Annotated in this window: 16 protein-coding genes; 12 read left to right on the top strand and 4 right to left on the bottom strand. The window is 71.5% G+C overall.

Features of this window, described 5'->3' with window-relative positions; genetic code table 11:
* Window positions 1–133 precede the first annotated feature (133 nt).
* Window positions 134–3,049: a CRISPR-associated helicase Cas3' gene (gene cas3 / locus OG624_RS42430; protein WP_331719620.1), complete on the top strand. Its 2,916-nt coding sequence runs from the start codon at window positions 134–136 to the stop codon at window positions 3,047–3,049.
* A gap of 1,179 nt (window positions 3,050–4,228) precedes the next feature.
* Here cas3 and OG624_RS42425 read toward each other — a convergent pair.
* A complete protein-coding gene (locus OG624_RS42425) occupies window positions 4,229–4,456 on the bottom strand; it encodes a DUF397 domain-containing protein (protein WP_331719619.1) in 228 nt (75 codons plus the stop codon).
* Window positions 4,453–5,328: a helix-turn-helix domain-containing protein gene (locus tag OG624_RS42420; RefSeq protein ID WP_331719618.1), complete on the bottom strand. Its 876-nt coding sequence runs from the start codon at window positions 5,326–5,328 to the stop codon at window positions 4,453–4,455. The genes OG624_RS42425 and OG624_RS42420 overlap by 4 nt, the downstream gene beginning before the upstream one ends.
* A gap of 452 nt (window positions 5,329–5,780) precedes the next feature.
* On the opposite strand from OG624_RS42420, the gene OG624_RS42415 reads away from it, so the two are divergent.
* The 11 genes from OG624_RS42415 (at window position 5,781) to OG624_RS42365 (ending at window position 15,008) form a co-directional block, all read left to right on the top strand.
* Complete coding sequence (locus tag OG624_RS42415; protein WP_331719617.1) at window positions 5,781–6,218, top strand: ATP-binding protein; 438 nt, start codon at window positions 5,781–5,783, stop codon at window positions 6,216–6,218.
* Window positions 6,215–6,553 (top strand): hypothetical protein, encoded by a 339-nt coding sequence (locus tag OG624_RS42410; protein WP_331719616.1) that lies wholly within the window; start codon window positions 6,215–6,217, stop codon window positions 6,551–6,553. Before OG624_RS42415 ends, OG624_RS42410 begins: the two co-directional genes overlap by 4 nt.
* Before the next feature lie 255 nt (window positions 6,554–6,808).
* Window positions 6,809–7,903 (top strand): hypothetical protein, encoded by a 1,095-nt coding sequence (locus tag OG624_RS42405; protein ID WP_371640970.1) that lies wholly within the window; start codon window positions 6,809–6,811, stop codon window positions 7,901–7,903.
* Window positions 7,900–9,936: a hypothetical protein gene (locus OG624_RS42400; protein WP_331719614.1), complete on the top strand. Its 2,037-nt coding sequence runs from the start codon at window positions 7,900–7,902 to the stop codon at window positions 9,934–9,936. Before OG624_RS42405 ends, OG624_RS42400 begins: the two co-directional genes overlap by 4 nt.
* Window positions 9,921–10,937: an enolase C-terminal domain-like protein gene (locus OG624_RS42395; RefSeq protein WP_331719613.1), complete on the top strand. Its 1,017-nt coding sequence runs from the start codon at window positions 9,921–9,923 to the stop codon at window positions 10,935–10,937. Before OG624_RS42400 ends, OG624_RS42395 begins: the two co-directional genes overlap by 16 nt.
* A complete protein-coding gene (locus tag OG624_RS42390) occupies window positions 10,931–11,374 on the top strand; it encodes a hypothetical protein (RefSeq protein ID WP_331719612.1) in 444 nt (147 codons plus the stop codon). The genes OG624_RS42395 and OG624_RS42390 overlap by 7 nt, the downstream gene beginning before the upstream one ends.
* The gene (locus OG624_RS42385) at window positions 11,371–12,042 is read left to right on the top strand and encodes an HAD family hydrolase (protein WP_331719611.1); all 672 of its coding nucleotides are present in this window, start codon (window positions 11,371–11,373) and stop codon (window positions 12,040–12,042) included. Before OG624_RS42390 ends, OG624_RS42385 begins: the two co-directional genes overlap by 4 nt.
* Window positions 12,039–12,827 (top strand): class I SAM-dependent methyltransferase, encoded by a 789-nt coding sequence (locus OG624_RS42380; protein ID WP_331719610.1) that lies wholly within the window; start codon window positions 12,039–12,041, stop codon window positions 12,825–12,827. The genes OG624_RS42385 and OG624_RS42380 overlap by 4 nt, the downstream gene beginning before the upstream one ends.
* A complete protein-coding gene (locus tag OG624_RS42375) occupies window positions 12,824–13,612 on the top strand; it encodes a creatininase family protein (RefSeq protein ID WP_331719609.1) in 789 nt (262 codons plus the stop codon). Before OG624_RS42380 ends, OG624_RS42375 begins: the two co-directional genes overlap by 4 nt.
* Window positions 13,603–14,343, top strand: a complete 741-nt coding sequence (locus OG624_RS42370) for a phytanoyl-CoA dioxygenase family protein (protein WP_331719608.1) — start codon at window positions 13,603–13,605, stop codon at window positions 14,341–14,343. The genes OG624_RS42375 and OG624_RS42370 overlap by 10 nt, the downstream gene beginning before the upstream one ends.
* 17 nt (window positions 14,344–14,360) lie before the next feature.
* Window positions 14,361–15,008: an L-threonylcarbamoyladenylate synthase gene (locus OG624_RS42365; protein ID WP_331719607.1), complete on the top strand. Its 648-nt coding sequence runs from the start codon at window positions 14,361–14,363 to the stop codon at window positions 15,006–15,008.
* A 42-nt stretch (window positions 15,009–15,050) separates the two neighbouring features.
* Here the strand turns inward: OG624_RS42365 and OG624_RS42360 are convergent, their stop codons facing one another.
* Together OG624_RS42360 and OG624_RS42355 are read right to left on the bottom strand one after the other, a co-directional pair.
* Window positions 15,051–16,043, bottom strand: a complete 993-nt coding sequence (locus tag OG624_RS42360; protein ID WP_331719606.1) for a phosphotransferase family protein — start codon at window positions 16,041–16,043, stop codon at window positions 15,051–15,053.
* Between the two features lie 45 nt (window positions 16,044–16,088).
* Window positions 16,089–16,448, bottom strand: a complete 360-nt coding sequence (locus tag OG624_RS42355) for a hypothetical protein (RefSeq protein ID WP_331719605.1) — start codon at window positions 16,446–16,448, stop codon at window positions 16,089–16,091.
* Window positions 16,449–16,632 lie beyond the last annotated feature (184 nt).

Raw genomic sequence — 16,632 nt, 5'->3', positions numbered from 1 at the left:
CAAATCGCATGCAATCGCTCCAGAGAGGTTGATCGTGGCCGAATTTGGACTCATGGCAAACGCCGCTCCTTCCCCGCGAGGTGAGCCACAGCTTGGAGCCCTCACCGGAAGCGAACTCGCGAACGACGCGCACATGTCCCCCGTTCAGCCGCTGTTGCTGCTGGCGGCGCTCTGGCTCTGGGGGAAGACGGACCGCTACCGACTCAGCCGAAACAGGGGCGGCCCGGCCTGGAACAGCCTGCTGGCACACTGCCTGGACACGGCAGCCGTCTGCGGCGCACTCATCGACGAGCACCTCGCCGCCCCCACCAAGGCGCACCTCGCGGACGCGTTCGGGGCCGGCTGCCCGTCCACCGCCCGCCGGGTGCTGATGCTGCTGGCCGCCCTTCACGACATGCCGGGCAAAGCCGTCCTCCACTTCCAGCAGCTCTTCGCCCAGGTCCGCACCCGCGACACCGAACTCGCCGAAGCCGGAAGACTCTGGGCCCTCCACGCAGCACGAGCCGGCATCCCACTGAACGGACAGCACCACGCGGGTCCCCCGCACGCACACGTCACCGCGCGCTACCTGCCCGCACTGCTGGGCTGCCTCTGCCCCCGCTGCACAGGCCGGAACACCCGCGGACCCAGCCCCCGCAACCTCCCCCTGCACGACCTCGCCGCCATCCTCGGAGGACACCACGGGGACTTCCCCGACGCCTCGACGATCAGAGCCGCCACGCTCACTCTCGACCTCTTCTGGCGCGCCATGCACCGCACCCTCACGGACGAACTGGCCCGCCTCCTAGGCGTCGACCTCGCCCGACTGCCCGCACTGATCCGTCTCCACAACCCATCCACCCCGGTGCTCCTCGGCGGCCTCGTGGTCCACAGCGACTGGATCGCCTCCAACGAGCACCTGTTCACCTACCGCACCCCCGACACCGCCGGCACCGACACCACCGCCTGGTGGCAGGCCAGCCAACGACAGGCCACAGCCGCCATCAGCACACTGCGACTCCATCGCTGGACGCCCCGCCCCATGACCTGGGCCCAACAAATGCCCACCACACCCCACCCGCGCCCCGCCCAGCAGACGGTCATCGACCATCCCCCCACCGGCCCCAGCCTCGTCATCATCGAAGACACCACCGGCGGCGGGAAAAGCGAGACAGCCAGCTACCTCACCCACCAGCTCGCCCTCACCTGCGGCTACCACGGCTCCTACACCGCCCTACCGCTGCGCGCAGCAGGCGACCAACTCGCCGAACGCACCGCCGCCTACCTCACCACCGTCCTGGGCGAACAGGAACGAGCACACCTGGCCATCGTCCACGGCAACGCCTTCGCCCACGGCACCACCGACCACCTCATCCTCACCGACAGCACGATCACCATGGCGCCCAACATCACCTGCGAGGACCACGACCTCCACCGCAACGCGCCGGCCGTCGTCCTCGACCACTGGTACATCGCCCGCACCCGAGGGCTCCTCTCCTGCTTCGGCGTCGGCACCATCGACCAACTCGTCCTCGCCGCCCAGCGAGGAAAGCACTGGTTCCTGCGCCTCTACGGCCTCGCCAACAAGACCGTCGTCATCGACGAAGCCCACGCCTACGCCCTCTACCAACAACGGCTCCTGGCCGCAGCCATCGCCTGGCTCGCCACCGCCGGATCCAGCGTCGTCGTCCTCTCCGCCACACTGCCCGCCGGCATCCGCCGTGACCTCGTCAACTCCTGGTGCCGCGGCCACCGGACCACACCCACCGACCGCCGCCCCATCGGCCCGATCACCATCACCGACACCACAGGACAGGTCCGCACCCACACCCCACCCCGCTCACGCCGCAGCCCCTACCGCACCCGCATCCGCCTCGTCACCGACCCCGGACCGACCCAACTCGCACACCACCTGCTCACCCGGCACCCCACCGGAATCACCACCGTCATCCGCAACACCGTCACCCGAGCCGAGGACCTCCACCGAGCCCTCCGCCTAGCCGCCGCCGCACACGGCTGGGAACCCCACGAGATCAAACTCCTGCACTCCCGCTACCAAGAACGCGACCGTGCCCGCCACCAGCACGACGTCGAAAACCTCCTCGGCCCCCACCCCGACCCCACGCTCCGAGCACACCACCCCAACCCCCACCGGCCCGGCCGACTCCTCCTCGTCGGAACGCAGGTCCTGGAGCAGAGCCTCGACTACGACACCGACCACCTCTACACCGACCTCGCCCCCCTCGACCTCCTCCTGCAACGCCGCGGACGACAGTGGCGCCACCCCATCAACCGACGCAACAAGCGACACCTCGCCCCCCTCACCCACGTCCTGTGGACCCCGCGCCCCGACGGCCTCCCCCACCTCCCCCCACCCACCCCCCACACCGTCTACCACCCCTACATCCTCGCCGCGACCTGGCACGCCCTGACCGACCGCGCACCCACCCACGCCCCCCGAACCCTCAACCACCCCGACGAAACCCAGCCCCTCCTCGACGCCGTCTACAGCGACGCACCCCCCGCCGGAAACACGCCGATCCACCAGCTGCTCGCCGAACTCCACCCCCACTGGATCCGTCAACTCCAAGAAGAAGACGCACAGGCAGCACACCGCGTCCTGTGGCCGTACGACGAGGAAGACAACGCCACCGGCGTGTCCGCACTCGCCTCCGGCCCAGCCGACGAGACCTTCGCCCGCTCGCGCCTCGGCACCCCCTCCACCCCGATCGTCGCCCTGTACCAGCACCCCGACAGCGGCCGCCTCACATGGACCCCCACCAGCACCGACAGCGCGGACCTCACCTCCCACCACCCCATCACCCACGCCGCCCCCTACCGAGCTCAACGCCTGGAAATCCACCACAACACCATCCCCGCCCCCACCCACTGGTTCACCGGAAACGCCCGCTTGCCCGCCCCCGACACCTGGACGCTTCCCGACGCCGGTGCCCTCGCCGACCGGCCGGTTCTGCTCATGAACCCCGACGGCAAGCCGATCGACCCACGCCTAGAACGCCTGAACTACGACCCCGAAACCGGCCTGTCCCTCCGCCCCGAGCAGCCCTGAAACGTACCCTCGCAGTTCCCGGAGACGGGAATCACCGCGAGCGCCGCTTCCCATGGCCTCACCAGTCCCTCACGCCAGGGAACTACCGGGACGACCTGGCTTCCAGGTCGCCAAGGGAACACCCCGTGCTCGGGGATCGATCCATCTCCGGCAACGGATACCGCGAACTGAACGAGTACCTCCCGCGCGCTCGGGGATCACCCCCACTGCACACCCCACTGTCGGGGCTTACCAGTGCGGCCCCGTGCTCCCGGGGATCGCTCCTTCGGCGGTGATATGACGCGCCAGGTTTCTTGTATGACCCGCGCTCTCGGGGATCGCTCCGCAGGTTGGGGCCGGGTGGAGGAGTTCCAGGGGTACGACCCGCGCGTTCGGGGATCGCTCGAATCGCGCCCGTGACCGGGCAACCCGCGCCCAGTACGACCTGCGCGCTCGGGGATCGCTCCTACATCGTGGTGCGGTTCGCAGTGGACCTGAAGTACGACCCGCGCGCTCGGGGATCGCTCCATGCTCGTGGGCACCTACCCCCGGCCGAAGTCGTACCACCCGTGCGCTCGGGGATCGCTCCTATTTGGAGACTTGAGCCCAGCCCGATAAGGCGTACTACCTCGCGCGCGGGGATCGCTCCATCAGCCCACGAAGCATGGGCAGGACAACCGAGTACGACCCGTGCGTGCAAGGATCGCTCCCCGCTCGGCAAGGCTGGTGCCGTGGCCGGTGCCGGTGCGCGCCTCGATGTTCCGGCGGGTCGCCACAGCGACTTGCTGGTAGGACCCGCGCGCCCGGGGATCACCCCGTTGTCGAGACCACCGCCATGCCCGACTGTGTCACTCGGGGATCGGCCTGGCGTCGCCTACCGAGGCTGGAGCTGCTCCAGAGAAGGGCAGGCCATGCGAATAAGGGTGGCGGAGCCTGGGTACAACCTGCGAGTTCGGGGGCGCCCATCGATCGCCTCGGGCCTCGTGCTCCGGATGGAGTCGGTGAGCAATATTGTGGTTCGTCGCTTCGGCGGCCGCTTCGGAGCGTGCGCGCGTCGCTCAGGGTCTGTGTCGTCGAGGCCGGGGCCGCAGGTCATCGGGCGTTGAATCTGGTCGACCGGGTGCCGCCGCCGAGGCAAAGGCCCGGATTCCCCCCGCTGCGGGCTGGGGGAATCCGGGCCTTGGTCGCTCTGTGGCCTTGTCAGGATGCGGGGGTGTTGGTCACGTGCGGTAGGAAAGCGGTGAAGGCAGCCCGGGTGAAGGCGATGGCCGGCCCCGTGGGCGTCTTCGAGTCGCGGACGGCGATGAAGCCGCGGGTGCGCCGGACGTCGGCGATCTCGACGCACTGCTCCCCGGCGTCGCTGAACGACGACTTGCGCCATTCCGCTTCGGGGAGATCGGTGGCGTACAGCCTGGTCGTGTCGGTCATGACTTCTCCATGGTGGATTTGATCTTCTCCCGTGAGTCGTCGACGGGGAGTGCTGCGGCCACGATCCGCTCGAAGGCGGCCTCGTAGACCTTCACGTCGTCGGTGCCCTCGGCGAAGGACCCACCGCGCAAGGTCTCCAGACTGATCACGGTGGGCCAGGGGTGGGGGAACCTGACGATGTGGAACGGGCCCGCCATCCCGGGGTGAGGGGTGGCGAGTATCGGCATCACCTGGAGGGTGATGTTGGGCAGATCGGCCATGTCGAGCAGGTGCCGCAGCTGCTCGCGAATCAGCGAGGAGTGGGTCGCCGACCGGTAGTGCAGGGTCGACTCGTGGATGACGGCCCACAGCTTGAGAGGTCCGCCCGGCCGGCTGGTGTCGGTGAGGATGGCCTGCCGCTTCTTGCGCATCTCCACGAGCACGGACACCTCGTCCGCGGTCCGGGTGATGGCTGTGGCGGTGATGATCTCGCGAGCGTACTGAGGGATCTGCAGCAGGCCCGGGAGCACCTCGGGCCGGTAGATCCGGGTGTCCTCCGCGTCCTCCTCCAGGCCGATGTAGTCCTTGTAGTTGGTCTCGGGCAGGTCGCCGTAGTTGCTCCACCAGCCGACCTTGTTGGCGTCCCGGGCCAGCTCCTCCATCGCGGTGACCACGGTCTCGTCGGTGACCCCGTACGCCTTCAGGAGCGGCTTGACGTCCTTGATCGGCAGATGAGCCTTGGCGTTCTCGATCCGGTTGATCTTGCTGGCGTCCCATCCGATTGCCTGGGCGGCGCTGTCGGAGGTGTTGAAGCCGGCGTTCTTCCTGAAGGTTCGCAGCGCGCTGCCGAGTCGGCGTCTGCGCACGGTCTGCACGAGCGGCGGTGTGGGCACGGGAAGTTCAACCTCTCTGCGGGCTGACCGGTCGATGCGGGGGTGGATCTTCCCCTTCCGGGGTGTGGCTTCCTCTTGCCGGGTCAGTCTGCCCGTCCCGGGGATCGGAAGTCGATCGAACATCCCTGCAATCGTTGGGAGTTTGGTTGCAATGGTTGCAGGCATCACGTCATCGGGTGCATTCTTCCAATGCGACGCCGTGACCAAGTGTCAGCAGATGATCACGTTGAGGTGGTAGGTCGCGGCCCCAGAACGGCCGGGTTCGAGCATGGCCCGGCCCGCCGGCCTCGTGTCCCCGCCCCCCGTCGGGGACACGAGGCCGCGCACCCCACCCCCGCTCCCAACTCGCCGAGGCCACCCATGAGCCAGAGCACCACTCGCACACCCCGCACCCACCGACCGGCCCTTACCGCCCGCGCCATACAGGGCTCCTACGCCGGCAGGGACGCCCGGTGACCGGCGCCCTGGCGGAAGACGTGAAAGCAGCCCCCACCGGCCCCCGGCGCTACAGCGACGGCTACTCGCCCCGCGACACCGCCCCGGCCCGCGCCCGACGAGACGTCACCCTCTGCCTGCGCACCTGGGGCCTCGATGCCTTGGTCGACGATGCGCGGCTGATCGTTTCCGAGCTCGTCGCGAACGCGGTCCAGCACACGCACACCCGCCGGATCGGTGTGTCCGTCACCCGCCATTCCGACCACGTGCGGATCGTGGTCACCGACACCAGCCGCACCCTCCCCGCCCCCGCGACCCACACCCCCGACGACGAGGCCGAGTCCGGCCGCGGGCTCCAGCTCGTCGACCAGTTCGCCACCCGGTGGGGCAGCAAGCGGTTCCGGACCGGCAAGCAGGTCTGGGCCGAACTCACCACCGGCAAGACGGCGTCGTGAGCACCGGCGACTGGGGCGAGTTACACGGCCCCACCAACCTGAGTCCACCCCGGAAGCGCCGGCACGCCCGACCGGACGGGAACGTGGTTGCGGGACTGCTGCTGACGACAGGCAACGTGCTCGGCCTGGCCGTCCTAGCTCTCTCCTGGACCCACCAGGCCGACGGCGCCACCCTCAGCCCCTCGATCACCGTTCCGGACCAGACATCCGCCGAAGCACAGCCGCCCCGAGGGCCGGCCATCGACACGGCGCACACCGTCACCCCACGACCGGCGACCCGCACCACAGACATGCGCGCCTGCCGCTGCGGATCCCGCACCCGCCCCACCCTGTGAACTCCGGTGGCAGCGCGACGCCCCACGGGGCCCGCGCTATCACCGGCCACCATCCCGGCCGGCACCCCGAAGGACAGTACCGCCGGACCGGGGCACCGTCCCCGGCTGAACAACCCTGGACAGGTCGAGCAGCCGGGGACGGGCACCACCGCGCATAGGTCGGCCATCATCGCGACGGCCTCTTGCCCGCAGGCGAACCAGCCTGCACCGTACGGAAGTTCACCGCGTCCGTCCCCTGACCGGATGGAGGGCCCCGTGCCTGCCACCACACCGCGTGAATCCCACACCACCACCGACTTAGACGGCATGGCCGCCCTCGCCGCCCGGCACGGCGTGCCCGTCGAGGACGCGCTCCTGATGGCGATCAACCTGCACGGCATCAGATCGCCCCAGAACCGCCACCGCGCCCGGGTCCTGATCCGCCTCGCGTCGGCGCCTACGGTGCCGTGGCAGGTGATCGTCCCGCTCAACGCCAGCACCTCCCCGTTCGTCCTCGACGAGGACACCCTCCTCCTGGCCGGAAACCCCGTCGCCACCGTGACGCGGATCGACGCCGACGAGGCCGTGGGCGGCTACTTTCGCAACGACGGCCGGGCCGCGACCCTCAACCCCAACGCCCGCAGTCGCTGCGTCGGCTGTGCGTTCTGCCCGAACACCCTGGAAGCCGCCGCCGACCCCCGCCTGTCCGAGCAACGTGCGGTCCGCGAGCTCCTCGATGCGATGGCCCACCAGCACCCGGCCGGCACCCTGGCCGGCCTGGAAGAGGTCACGGTCTCCACCGGCTGCTTTGAACGCGAGCAAGCCGCCGTCGACCACCTCGGCGACCTCCGCGCGGTGCTGACCGAGACCGGCATCACCGCCAGGATCGGATTCCTCACCTCGGTGCTGCGCACCCAGACGGCCTTCGACACCCTGGCCCGCACGGCCGGCCCGTTCGTCCTGCGGATGACCGCCGAGTGCTTCACCCGCCGCGACCTGCTGCTGAAGGCCTCCAAGGCGGAGCTCACCAGGAGGCAGATGCCGCGCGTCCTGCGCCGGGCCGTACGCGCCGGACATGACACCTCGTTCACCTACATCGTCGGCCTCGACGACCTGGCCGCCATGGAGGACGGAGTCCGCGACCTCGCCCCGCACGTGACCGAGTTCCCGAATCTGCAGGTCTACCAGGCCCACAACCGGATCATGGCCGGCCTCCGCGCTCCCGGAGCCACCGATCTCGCCTTCTACCTGAAGGCACGCGCTGTGCTGGAGGACGTCCTCGGCCCGACCGGGCTGCGGCCCAAGGCATGGGAGTGCTACCGGCCCCTGTGGCACTTCACCTTCGGCCCCGAACGCCTGGTTCCGGCATGACCGGCCACGCTGCGGATCTCCTGTGGCGGGCCCAGGCCTACGTGGCCGCGGCGCAGATCCATCTCCAGGACAACGTGCTGCTGCGCCGCCCGTTCGGCCCGGGGGACGTGAAGGCGCGCCCGGCTGGCCACTGGGGCACCGTGCCGGGGACGGCATGGGCCCTGGCCCACGTCGCCCTGCTGTCCGGCACCGGCGACGCCGAGCTGGTCCCGCTGCTGGGGGCTGGCCACGCCGGAGTGGCGCAGATCGCCGTGGGGTGGCTCACTGGTCACCTCGTCGCCGCCCGTCCGCAGTTCACCCGCGACGAGCAGGGGCTGGTGAACCTGTGCCGGTCCTTCCCCGAGGTGGCCGGCCTTGGCTCCGAGGTCACCCCGGCCCTGCCCGCCGGTGACTTCCTCGGAGGCCGGCTCGGCGGCTGCCTCCCCTTCGCCCAGGGCGCCGCCCTGGCGTCCAGCCCCGGCCGGGTGATCGTGCCGGTCCTCGGCGACGGCGAGTGCGAGACCCCGACCACGGCCGCGGCTTGGCTCGCCGCCCACGCCCTGCCCGGCACCCCGGTACTGCCGATCGTCCACCTCAACGGCTTCCGCATGGGCGCCCCAAGCCTCCTCGCCGACCTGACCGAGCAAGCCCTCACCGCGTACGCGTCCGGGCTCGGCTTGAGCGCCCGCACCGTCACGGTTCCGGACGACGGGCACGAGGCCTTCCACGCCGAGCTCGCCCAAGGCGTCGCCGACACCCTGGCCGGGCGGCGCACGGTGCTGTTCATGCGGTGCGTCAAGGGCTGGAGCGGCCCCGCCGCCGTGAACGGGCAGCAGGTTCTCGGAACCGCCCGCGCGCACAAGACCCCTCTCACCCGGGCCGCCTCCGACTCCGCCCAGACGTACGCGCTGGAAGGGTGGTTGTCCTCCTACCGGCCTGAGGAGCTGTTCACCGACGGCGGCCACCCCGGCCCCGGCCTTGCCGCAGCCCTGGCCGCAACAGCATGGCCACGCCTGACGGGGCCGCGACGGGCCCCGCTGCCGCGCGCCACCGTTCAGCAGCAGCCCGTCTCGTTCGCGGACGCCGTTGCCACCGTGGTCCGCGCACATGCCCGCGCCGGGGACTTCCGGGTCTTCAGCCCGGACGAGCTCGCCTCCAACCGCCTCTCCGAACTGGCCGGACATGCGTGGACCACCGAGGTCCTCGCCGAGGAGGTCCTGGGCGAGCAGCTCGCCGGCTTCAACGCGGCCGGCGGCCGAGGGGTCCTCATCTCCTACGAGGCGTTCGCCCCGCTCCTGGCGACCGGGATCGTCTCCCTGCTCAAGCAGCAGCGCATGCCCGGCGCCGCCCCGCGGCCGAGCTTCAACCTGCTCCTGACCTCCTACGGCTGGCACAACACCTACACCCACGGCGACCCCTCGCTGACGACAACGCTCCTCGCGTTGGAGGACCCGGCCATACGAGTGCTGACGCCGGCCGACCCGGCCCGGCTGGCAGCCGTCCTGGACGACGCCTTCACCAGCACGGGCCAGCTCAACGTGATCGTCGCGGGCAAGCACCCCCTGCCGCCCGTCCCCACCGACACGCTCCGCCAGGAGCTGGACCGCGGGATCGCCGTCTGGCCACACCTCTCCGACATACAGGCGCCGGCCTTGACCGTGCTGGTGTGCGGGGACCTGCCCGCCGCTGTCACCGCCGAGGCACTGCCCCGGATCCGGGCAGAGCTCGGCGTCGCGGTGCGGGTGGTGTCCGTCCTCGACCTGACCGTGCTCGGCGACCCCGCCGTGTGGCCTGCTGGCCTCCGCGCCGCCGAGCTGGACGCCCTGCTCGGCGAGCACGCGGCACTGTTGGTCGTCACCCTCGGCCACCCGGCCGCGATCTGGTCCCTGCTGAAGGCACGGCACGCCCGGCCGGTCGAGGTGATCGGCTGGCGCGAGACCGAAGGGCCGCGCACCCAGCAGGACCTCGCGGCCGCAGCCGGTCTGACCGCCGAGGGCCTGATCGCGGCCGCCGGACGCCTGCTGAAGGCGAGGACGCGATGCGACACCTGGTGATCGACTCCTTCGACTTCACCGATCTCGCCGACCACGCCGGCCCGGGCGACGACACCGTCTTCGTCGCGGTCCGCTCCGGCCGGGCCGCCGGCTGGTACGGGCCCCTCACCGAACCCGTCGCCCGCACCGTCCGCGCCCTGGCGGCTGTCCTCGTCGGCGCCGACGCGACCGACCACGAAGGCCTCCAGGACCGCCTGGCCCAGGCGGCGCCCCGCTCTCGGGCCGGGTCGTGGGCGGTTGGGGCGCTGGACTGCGCGGCCTGGGACCTGCACGCCCGGGCCGAAGGCTGCCCGGCCGCCAGGCTGCTGACCGGCGAGTCGCTGCGGTGCCGGATCACGGCGTACTCATCCTGGCTGACCCGCGACCTTGCCCACCCCGCCACTGCGGACCTGATTCCCGAGGTCAGTGCGCAGGGCTGGGCCTTCACGAAGTGGGGCTTGCGCAACCGCCCGGGCGCCAAGGGGGGAGCGCTTGTCGACCTCCTGCACGCCGCCGCGACCGCCGAGCCGGTCGCGGTCGACGCCGTCGGCACCTGGCCGCAGGCCCTCGCGGCCGAGTTCGCCGCTGCCGCCGACCCGGCAGCGCTGGTGTGGCTGGAGGACCCGGCCCCCACCCATGCCCCTCGCGCCTACGAGCAGCTGCGCACCCTGCCGCTCGCGGTGGGGGAGCGCCTCATCCTGGCCGACGACGCACCCGCCGTCCTCGCCGGGATTCGGCCGGCCGCGCTCACCCTCGACGTCGTCGGCTGCGGCGGACTCACCGCCGCCCGCCGGATCCTCGCCCGCACCACCACCCCCGTCTTCCCACACGGCCGCTCCCTGATGCCCGGCCTTCACCTGGCCGCCGCCCGCCCTGACCGGGTCCTGGCCGTCGAGTACCGGCAGCAGTGGGAACCCGGCCGCCAACATCTCTACGCCCACCCTGTCGAACCCGACCGCGGACACCTCACCCTGCCCCCCGGCCCCGGCCTGGGCGCCGCCCCGAGGAGCGCACCATGCTGAACACGCCCCGCGCCCTGCCCGTACGCGGCCGCACCGTCCCCGCCGCCACCGGCGCCCTGCTCCTCCTGGAGGACCGCCTGGAAGGGCGCGACACCTTCCTGACCGGCACCCTCACCCTGGACGGCCACGACATCCCGGTGCGGATCACCACCCTCGACGACAGCACCACCCTCCAGCCCACCCAGCCGCTCCCCGACGACCTGCCCGAGCAGTGGTCGGCCATGCTGCACCTGCGCCACGGCCAGCGGCCCCGCGAGATCCCCGACGACCTGCGAGCCGCAGCCGCCACGGCTGGCCGCGACCTCGACTCCCTGGACGACGCCGAGCTGCGCTACGCCCTGACCTTCCTGGGCGAGGCCACCACGCCCGCCATCCGCACCGACCGCCTGAGCGCGATCGTCACCGGCCTGCCCACCCTCGAAGGAGACCCCGAGTGACCCAGCCCGTGCAGCTCATCAGCGTGGACGTCGGCGGCACCATCGGCGAAGCCGACGGCCCCGGCCTCACCATGCAGCTCACCGCCGCCTCCCCCCTCCCCGCCGAGCAGGCCCGAGCCGTCATGCGCGGCCGCCTGCACACCCAGCCCGCCATCACCGACGCCCTCGCCGCCGAACTCGCCGACGCCCTCGGCATCAAGCCGGCCGACTTCCCCCGCGACATGCCCGCCGCCCCGCTCACCCTCTACCCGTACGCCCTCGACGCCCTGCGCGAGCTGGCCGACGTCGCGCCGGTGGTCACCCTTTCCAACGTGACCTGCGTGGACGCCGACACCGAAGGCCTGCGTCAACGCCTCGCGCCCTGGGTCACCGACCTGTTCCCGTCCTGCACCCTCGGCTACGCCAAGCCGGACCCGCGCGCCTTCCTGACCGTCGCCGAACGGCACGGCGTGGCACCGGCCAGCATGATTCACATCGGCGACGACTGGACCTGTGACGTCCTGGGCGCCCTGGACGCTGGCGCCGTCCCGGTGTGGATCTCCAAAGACCGGCCCATTCCCGACACACCGCCCAGCTTGGGGCGGCAGCATGTCCACGTGGCGGCCACCCTCGCCGACGCGGCCGCCCTCATCCGCACCCTCAACACCCCCGAAGGGACCACGTCATGAGCCTGTTCACCGGGACCTCCAGCTACTACCGCCAGTACCGCCCCGGCATCCCCGACGACCTCGCGAACCGCCTCGCCGCCTACGCGCCCGACCGCCGGCCGCGGTGCCTGCTGGACGTCGGCACCGGCACCGGCCTGGTCGCTGAAGCCCTGATGCCGTACTTCACCGACATCATCGCCTGCGACAACGACCCCGGCATGATCGCCACCGCCGAGGAATCGCTCCGCCCCACGGTCCCGCAGGGCACCACCCTGTCGCTGGTCACCTCCACCGCCGAAGACTTCCGCCCGCCCGCCGGGTGGAAGGCCGACCTGGTCACCATCTGCCGCGCCTTCCACTGGCTCGACCAGGCCGGCGTGCTCGCCCTGCTGGACTCCCAGGTCGCCGAGGACGGGGCCGTGGCGGTGTTCGCCGACCGCAGCTTCTGGGCCGCCGAGAGCGACTGGAAGGCCGCGGTCAAGCAGGTCATCAAGGACTTCCTCGGCGAGGAACGCCGCGCGGGCGGCGGCACCTTCCAGCACCACAACCGCCCCTACAGCGAGATCATGGAAGAGTCCCCGTTCAACCAGGTCGAGGAGTTCACCGTCCCGGTCACCCGGACCTGGAACACCGCGGGCATCCTCGGCTACCTGTACTCCACCAGCTTCGCCGCCCCTGCCCTGTTCGGCGACCGGCTGGAGGAGTTCGAGACCGCCGTGCAGAAGACCCTGCGCGGGTTCTCCGAGACCGACACCTTCCACGAGAGCAACGAGTTCCTCGTCCGCGTCGGACGGCGCAGCGCATGACCGGCCCCGGCGGCGGTCACCGCCAGCTCGACCGGCTGACCGCCGCCGACCTCCCCACCCGCGTGCAGGCCGGCTCGGTGCTATGCCTGCCCGTGGGCTCCACCGAACAGCACGGCCCGCACTTACCGCTCGCCACCGACACCCTGATCTCCGAGGAGTTCACCCGGCAGCTGGTCGCCGCGCACGGCGAGGCCTTCGACCTGTGGCAGCTCCCGGCCGTCCCATACGGCATAGCCCCCGAGCACGCCTGGGCTCCCGGCACCCTGTCGTTGACCGTCACCGAGTTCACCTCCTTCCTGCACACCCTCACCGCCCAGTACGTGCGGGCAGCGGGCGCCCGCCACCTGGTCCTGGTCAACGGGCACGGCGGAAACCGCGGCGTCCTGTCCGCCCTCGTCTACGAACTGGGCCACGCCCACGACATCAGCGTGTGCGTCCTGCACCCCCTGGCCCTGGCCCACCTCCCCGCCGGTGACCGGCCCGAGATCCACGCCGGCCTCCACGAGACCGCGCTCATGCTTCACCTCGCACCCGACGCGGTCCACCTCGACCAGCTCGCCAACCACCCGCCGCAGGACGCCGACGAGATCCGCCGACAGGTCACCGACCGGGGCGTGACCTGGCCCTGGATCTCCGGGGACCCGCGCATCGCCGCCGCCGGGGTCATCGGCAACGACCCGCGCACCGCCACCCCCGCACTCGGCGCCCGCCTCCTGGACGAGGCCGTGGCCGCCGCTGTCTCCGCTCTGGAAGCCCTCACCGGAAGGAAGAGCCCATGCTCGTGACCGAAGATGAGCGCGCCCGGTTCCGGCGCGACGGCATGTTCGTCCGCCCTGGCCTCGCCGCCGACACCCACACCGGCCCGGCCCGCGACCTCATCACCACCTGGTACGCCAAGGACTACGACCCCGACCGCCTGACCGAGTACACCCAGCGCACCTTCGCCCCCGAACACGGCCGGCACCCGGCCCTCCTCGACCTCTACACGGCCACCGGCGCCGCCGACATCGCCCGGAGCCTCCTGACCGACCCGGCCCCGGTCACCACCACCCAGGTCCAGATCCGCATCCCCGCCCACCAGCCGGCCGTCACCCAGCCGGAGAAGCCGATGCACGTGGACGGTGTCGGCTGCCCCCACCTCGACCCCGCCGAACTGCGCACCTTCTCCCTCCTCGTCGGCGTCGTCCTCTCCCCGATCACCCGCCCCGATGCCGGCGCCCTCCACTACGTCCCGGGCGGGCACCTGACGATGTCCCGCTGGTTCGCCACCGAATGGGCCCGCGGCATCACAGACCAAGTCCCCCCGGACATCGACACCACCGCTGGCGTCCCGCTCCTCGCCGACATCGGCGACGTCCTCTTCATGCACCACCTCGTCCCACACGCCGTCGGTACCAACCACACCACCACGCCCCGGCTGATGGCCTACTTCCGCGTCTCCCACACCCAGCACGCCACCCGCCGCCTCGACGCGCTACGAGACCCCTGGCTCGACTACCCGACCCTCAACGCCTGACCAGAAAGGACACCACCATGCAGGTCATCCCGACCACCGACATCGACACCGCCGCAGCCGCCATCGAAGCCGGACGCCTCGTCATCGTCCCCACCGCCCGCTGGTACATGATCTGCGCCGACGCCGCCAACCCCGACGCCTACAAGGCCATACTCGAAGGCAAGCAGCGCCCCAAGAACAAGCCCCTCGCCCTCGTCATCCCCGACCAAGACCGGGCCCGCGACCTGCTGCACTTCACCCCCGACGCAGAGCGCCTGGCCGCCGCATTCTGGCCCGGAGACCTCGCCCTGTTCCTGTCCTGGCGCGACCCGGCCGACGCCGCCCGCTACACCGTCGTCGGCTCACCCGCCCTGACCACCCACGCCCCCGGCCCCCTGGGCGCCCTCGCCCGAGCCGTCCCCGGACTGCTCGCCGCCACCACCGTCAACGTCTCCGGCGACGCCGGGCCCGACGACCGCGGCCCGGCCATCACCCTCGCCGAGGTCGAAGAGTTTCTCACCTGCGCCGACCTCGACGCCGTCGTCATGGACGGCGGCGTCTGCCCGGCAGCCAACCACCTCACCATCGTCGACTGCGCCGACGACCAGACCCACCTCGTCCGCGCCGGACTCGTCCACCAGCGAGCCGTCGCCTCCGCCCTCGGCCGGGCCCTACCAACTTCGTGACCGAACCACCCGACGGGCGCCTCCCGAGCAGGGAGGCGCCCGTCACCGACAGGACCTGAGCGCCGACAACTCCTCGGCCACCAGCCGATAGGAATCCCGCACGCCGGCCCCGTTGCCGAGCCGGTGCCGCTCCAGACGCAGCGCACCGAGATGACGCACCTCGTACACGTGCCGCCGCCACGCGCCGGCCTCGGTCTCGGCCGGGCGGCCGTAGGAGTCGAAGAACGCCGTGCGGGCGTCCTGCTTGGCCCGGGCCATCCGCATCGTCCAGTCCGCCTCCGGATCCCCCCACCAGGTGCGGTCCATGTCCAGGACGCCGCAGATCGTGGGGACCGGGGCGGCCGCGAGCATGGTGTTCACCGTCCACAGGTCCCCTGTCAGCAGCCGCGGCACCGCAACCTCGTCGAGGACCTGCGCGCCGGCCTGGGCGGCGTCGGCGGCCTTGCGGAGGTCGGCCGCGTCCAGGCCGCAGCTCTCCACGTCCTCGGCGATCAGGCGCAGGGACGTGACGACGGCCTCGCTCCAACGAGCGTGTCCGGGACCGGTGACCGGACCGAACCAGGGCCCGGAGACCGCGTGGACGACCGCCGTGATCTCCCCCATCTGCCGGAAGAACGCCCCGTGCGTCTCCTTCGGGTAGGACCCGAGGAGTTCCGGCGCCGGGGTGCCGGGCAGGAAGGACTGGATCATCCAGTCCCGGCCGATGACGGCCTGGGTGAAGTCGGCCGCCAGGACCCTCGGCATCAGGTCGGCGATCGGGGCGAGCCACGGCACCGACGCGTACTCCGCGCGCATCAGCTCCCGCTCGGAGCGGAACTGGCGGCCCGCTTCGGGGGCCACCCGCAGGACGACCGGCTCCCCGCGTTCGGCGAGGGCGATGCGGTAGGTGGTGTTATACATGCCGCCGCCCAGCTCCCTCGCGGAACGTACTTCGGCGCCCGGGCCGAACGCGCGTCGGATGACCGCCAGGATCTGGCGGTCGGTCAGACCCTGCTGAAAGGCGTTGGCGGACCGCTCGATGACGTGGAACTCCACGGGACTTCCTTCCGGCCGGTGAGGACTCGTCTCAATGAACTCCAGTTACAGGGTGCCGGGCTCCGGGTACGCCGATACGCGCTCCGCCGCGTAGGTGCCGTCCGGCAGCACCGCGTCGGTCAACTCGAACTGCTCCGTCTTGCCTGCGGGGCCGGTCCAGGTGACCCGGATGCCGGCGGGGCGGCTGCTGGGCAGGTGCACAGGCTGGCCGTCGGCGGCCCGGGCTCCGAGCAGGGTATAGGTGCGAACCGGCCGCACGGCCTCGCCGGCCACGATGGCCGGGGCCGCGCCGGGGCCGGCCTGGTTCCGGCGCCGGCGGATCCAACCCCAGGCTGTGGCCCCCGCCAGCAGCGTGAGGCCGCCCAGGGACTCCGCGGTCCAGCCGGTGAGCACGTCGGTGAGCATGGTGGTGTCCTTGTCTCTGTGTGATGACGGGCGGAGCATGAAGAGCCGCGCACTGACGTCGCGTCCCGGGCGGCACAGTGCGGGTTCGGGGGGTTAGCCAGCAACCCCCCTCAGCTCCACGCCATTTGAGCGGACGAGCTCCGAGGTGACCCGGCGGAGGTAGGGGGGCTCTAACGGGGCGCCA

The organism is Streptomyces virginiae, assembly GCF_041432505.1.
GTDB classification, from domain to species: domain Bacteria; phylum Actinomycetota; class Actinomycetes; order Streptomycetales; family Streptomycetaceae; genus Streptomyces; species Streptomyces virginiae_A.
The sequence above is the reverse complement of the archived record's forward strand: the minus strand, read 5'-3'. Positions and strand labels throughout refer to the sequence as shown.